The sequence below is a fragment of the Motilibacter deserti genome (assembly GCF_011250635.1).
Classification (GTDB): domain Bacteria; phylum Actinomycetota; class Actinomycetes; order Motilibacterales; family Motilibacteraceae; genus Motilibacter_A; species Motilibacter_A deserti.
The window spans coordinates 1-4,128 of sequence record NZ_JAANNP010000133.1 but is presented as its reverse complement, the minus strand read 5'-3'; the positions used below and the strand labels follow the sequence as shown (position 1 = coordinate 4,128).

The window sequence follows — 4,128 nt, the reverse complement described above, 5'->3', positions numbered from 1 at the left end:
ACCGGCGCCCGCCATGCCGAGACCGGCAGCGGTGGTCGCGGCAAGCGCGACGGCCGCACCGCGACGGGCGAGCTTGGAGCGGACGGGCGAGAGCAGGGTGCTGGACATTGCGTTTCTCCTCGGTCAGAGGGGCGACTCCGTGTCGCCCGCTGTGCCCAAGGCTCGTCGTCCCGGCCACCCGGCGCCTGAGCATCGATTGCTCATCGTGGCGCTGCGCGTTGCTCGGCCCGCGGGATGCTGCTCAACGTCGCGCTGCCGCAGGGAGCGGCGGACGGGCGAGTGCGCTCCTCCGCACCGCATATCACCGCGCCCCCGCGGCCTGAGGCGCGTGCGGACGGACCGCACAGTTCCCCCCAATACGGCACAGGCCGGGATGGTTGCTCCGCGCGCACGCGAAGGTGGCGGCCGAGGAGGGGACATGAGCGAACGGCCAGGCCTGTCACGCACGTCCATGTCGCAGCGACGGGGTGACCCGTCCGGGGAGCCTGACCGTGTCACAGGTGTCCCTCGCCCTCGGCGCAGGAGCCAGCGCGCTTTGCAGACGATCGACTATTCGGCGTTCATCTCCTACAGCCATGCCGGGGACGGTCGTCTCGCGCCGGCGCTCCGACACGGTCTGCAGGCCTTCGCCAAGCCCTGGCACGCCCTGCGGGCGCTCCGCGTGTTCTGCGACAGCGCGAGCATGCGCGCGAACGCCGGGCTGTGGACGAGCCTGGAGGCGGCGCTTGCCAGCTCGGCCTTCTTCGTCCTGCTCGCCTCTCCCGACGCCGCAGCGTCGCGATGGGTCGGCAGGGAAGTGGAGTTCTGGCGCGCGAACAAGCGGTCGGAGAACTGCCTCATCGTGCTCACCGAGGGCGAGCTGCAGTGGGACCCGGTGACGGGCGACTTCGACTGGACCCGCACGACGGCGCTGCCCCCGCAGTGCAAAGGCATGTTCGGCGAGGAGCCGCTCTACGTCGACCTGCGTTGGGCCAGGACCGCCGACGACCTGTCGCTGCGGCATCCGCGGTTCCGTTCCGCCGTCGCCGAGGTGGCCGCGGCGTTGCACGGCCGCCCCAAGGACGAGCTGATCGGCGAGGACGTGCGGCTTCACCGCCGGGCGCGGCGGCTGGCTCTGACCGCCGTCGCGTCCCTGGTCGCGCTCACGCTCCTCTCGGTCGGTGGCGCCGTCGTCGCGCTGGACCAGCGCGAGTCCGCGCGCCAGCAGGCGCGCGTCGCCCTGTCCCGCCAGCTCGCCGTGCAGGCGGCCGCCTCGGCGACGGTGAACCCGCGCCTGTCGCAGCTGCAGTCGCTGGCTGCCTGGCAGTCGATGCACACCGTGGAGGCCCGCGGGCAGCTGCTGACGGCCCAGCGTCAGAACTACGACGGCACGTTCGTCGGACATGCGGGCCGTGTGCGCACGCTGGACGTCAGCCCGGACGGGCGCCTGCTCGCCAGCGGTGGGGACGACTCCACGGTTCGGCTGTGGGACACCGCGAGCCGGACGCAGGTCGCCAAGCTCGAGGGACACGACTCGGCCGTTCTGGCCGTTGCGTTCAGCCCCGACGGCAGCACGCTGGCGTCCGGCAAGCTCGGCCGGACGGGCGACGAGCAGACGATCAAGATCTGGGACGTCCGCACCCGCACGCTGCGGACCGGGCTGTCCCCCGGCAGCGTCTCGACCGTCGCCTTCAGCCCCGACGGCCTGCTCGCGTACGCCCTCGCCGACAAGCAGGTGCACCTGTGGGACCTGCAGTCCGGCCGAGAGGTGCGTCGGCTGGCGGGCCACACAGGCTTCATCTCCACGATCGCCTTCAGCCCTGACGGACGACGGATCGCCACCGGCAGCAACACCGACGGCGACAACGGCGTCCGGCTCTGGGACGCGCGGAGCGGACGCCTGCTCAAGGCCTTCAGCGGCCACCTCGCGGCGGTGAGCGACCTCGCCTTCTCTCCCGACGGTGCCCTCCTCGCGAGCGCGTCACGCGACGCGTCCGTGCGCCTGTGGAACGTGCCCGCGCTCGCCTTCGAGCGGCAGCTCCTCGCAGGGGACGACACGCTCTACACGGTCGCCTTCTCGGGCAACGGGAAGCAGGTCCTGGCCGGCGGAGCACTGGAGTTCGTCCACGTGTGGGACGTGGACGACGGCGAGCGCAACGCCAACCACATCGGACCGACGACGGGGCTCTGGTCGGTCGCCGTGAGCCGCGACGGGCGCTCCGTCTACGCCTCTGACGAGCTGGGGACCATCACCCGCTGGGAGCGGGGGGTCAGTGCCTTCGACGCGGGCGCGAGGATCAACGGTGCCGCCTACAGCGGGGACGGGTCCCTGCTGGCAACGGCCTCGGACGACGGCACGGTGCGCATCTCTGACGCCGGCACGCTGAAGCCGCTACATCTTCTCGTGCACCCGCGGCGTGCGATGGCCAGCGGCGTCGTCTTCAGCCCCGACGGCCGCCGTGTGGCCTCGACCTGGACCGACAACACGGTGCGCATCTGGGACGCCCGGACTGGACGCGCGCTGCACAGCTACGAGTTCGGCCGGTGCCCGCTCCGCGCAACCTGCCAGGCGCAGTCGCTGTCGTTCGACTCCACGGGGACGAGGCTCCTGGTCACGCGGGGCCCGCTGATCGACCGCAACGACCTGCGCAGCCTCAGCTCCGAGCACGACCAGGTGGCCGTGCTCGACGTCGAGCACGGCCGCTGGACGGTCCTGTGGGAGCCCACGGACGAGGCCGCAGGCTCGGGGGCAGACACCTCGGCCATGCTGGTCGTCCACTCGGCACGGGGCGGAGCCTTCGCCGCCGGCCTGTCCGACGGCCGAGTGCTCCTCTGGGACGACGAGAGCCTGGAGCCGCTCCCCGGGCTGCCCGCCCCTCCGGGCTCGGGTGACGAACTGCCGACGACGGGGCTCGCGTTCTCGCCGGACGGGCGGACGCTGGTGGCCGGGCACGCCAGCGGACTGGTTCAGTGGTGGGACCCGGCCAGCCGCACGGTCGAGCATCGCCGCCAGAGCGGCTCCAGCTACCCGCGGGGCATCCACTACAGCCCGGACGGCCGCACGATCGCCATCGGCGGCGAGGACGGGCTCGTCCGGCTGTGGGACGCGGACAGCCGCACGGTGAGCGCGACGATCACAGCGCACGGACTCATGACGAACGGGCTCGCGATCAGCCCCGACTCGAGGACTCTCGTGACCACGAGCGACGACAGCACCGCGCACGTCTACTCCCTGGACGCTCGCGTCGCCGTCGAACGGCTGTGCCGGTCGCTGCGCGGGCCGTCCTTGCAGCAGGAGTGGGATGCGCTCGACGCCGCGGTGCCCGAGCACCCCTGCTGATCGGCGGTAGCGCCCGCGTCAGGCCAGTGGGCGCTGCTCGTCGGCGATGCGGCGTACGAGCACGACCAGGTCCACGAGCGCCACCAGGGCCAGCACGACGAGCACGCCGAAGAACGCCCAGAGCCCGCCGGGGTCGTCGCGGCCCGACGCAGAGACGAACGTCGCGACAGCGAACCCGCCGCACAGCACGAGCCCGAAGGCCGCGAGCGCGGCCCGCAGACCGAGCGCCGTGCGCGCGGTGGCGGGCTCGTCTCCTACACGTTCGCGGCGGGTCATGGCTGGCTGATGCCCTCGCAGCCCGGGCCTACGCCGCGACGCCCAGCTCCGGCTCCACAAGCAGAACGTACGCCGCCGCGGCCGAGCAGTAGTCGGCGACCGCGGCCCGCAGCTCCCGCTCCCCGAGCGCGAGGTGCTCCAGGACGGTGTAGCGCCCGGGGCGGGTCATGGGGGCGTAGGCGAGGACGCGGACGAACTCCTCGTCGTCGAGCCCGAGCTGCGCGGGAAGGACGGGCAGCCCGTGGCGGACGAGCGCGGCCGTGATGGCGGCGAACTCCTCGAGGTCCCCGCGCAGCCAGCTGGCGAGGGCGGCCCCGAGGCCGACCTGCTCGCCGTGCAGGCCCGCCCGCTCCGGCAGCAGCAGGTCGATCGCGTGGGAGACCTCGTGGCAGGCGCCGCTGCAGGGCTGGCTGGTGCCAGCGACGACCATCGCCATGCCGGAGACGACCAGGGACTCGGCAAGCGTGGCGAGGAAGCCGTCGCCGGCGACGTCGCCGGGGTGGTGCAGCACGGCTTCCCCGGCCGTGCGCGCC

The 4,128-nt window shown here is 73.0% G+C and carries 2 protein-coding genes and 1 pseudogene; 1 reads left to right on the top strand and 2 read right to left on the bottom strand.

Annotated elements, in window-relative coordinates; genetic code table 11:
- Nucleotides 1-535: 535 nt before the first annotated feature.
- The gene (locus G9H71_RS21290) at nt 536-3,319 is read left to right on the top strand and encodes a TIR domain-containing protein (RefSeq protein WP_166284777.1); all 2,784 of its coding nucleotides are present in this window, start codon (nt 536-538) and stop codon (nt 3,317-3,319) included.
- Between the two features lie 18 nt (nt 3,320-3,337).
- On the opposite strand, the gene G9H71_RS21285 is transcribed toward G9H71_RS21290, so the two are convergent.
- The gene (locus G9H71_RS21285; RefSeq protein ID WP_166284776.1) at nt 3,338-3,595 is read right to left on the bottom strand and encodes a DUF6343 family protein; all 258 of its coding nucleotides are present in this window, start codon (nt 3,593-3,595) and stop codon (nt 3,338-3,340) included.
- A gap of 28 nt (nt 3,596-3,623) precedes the next feature.
- Nucleotides 3,624-4,128, bottom strand: a pseudogene (locus tag G9H71_RS21280) (dehydrogenase); the annotation flags it as partial.

Coding starts and splice junctions, on each gene's coding strand:
- G9H71_RS21285 (WP_166284776.1), bottom strand. CDS start 3,595: ATGACCCGCCGCGAACGTGTAGGAGACGAGCCCGCCACCGCGCGCACG.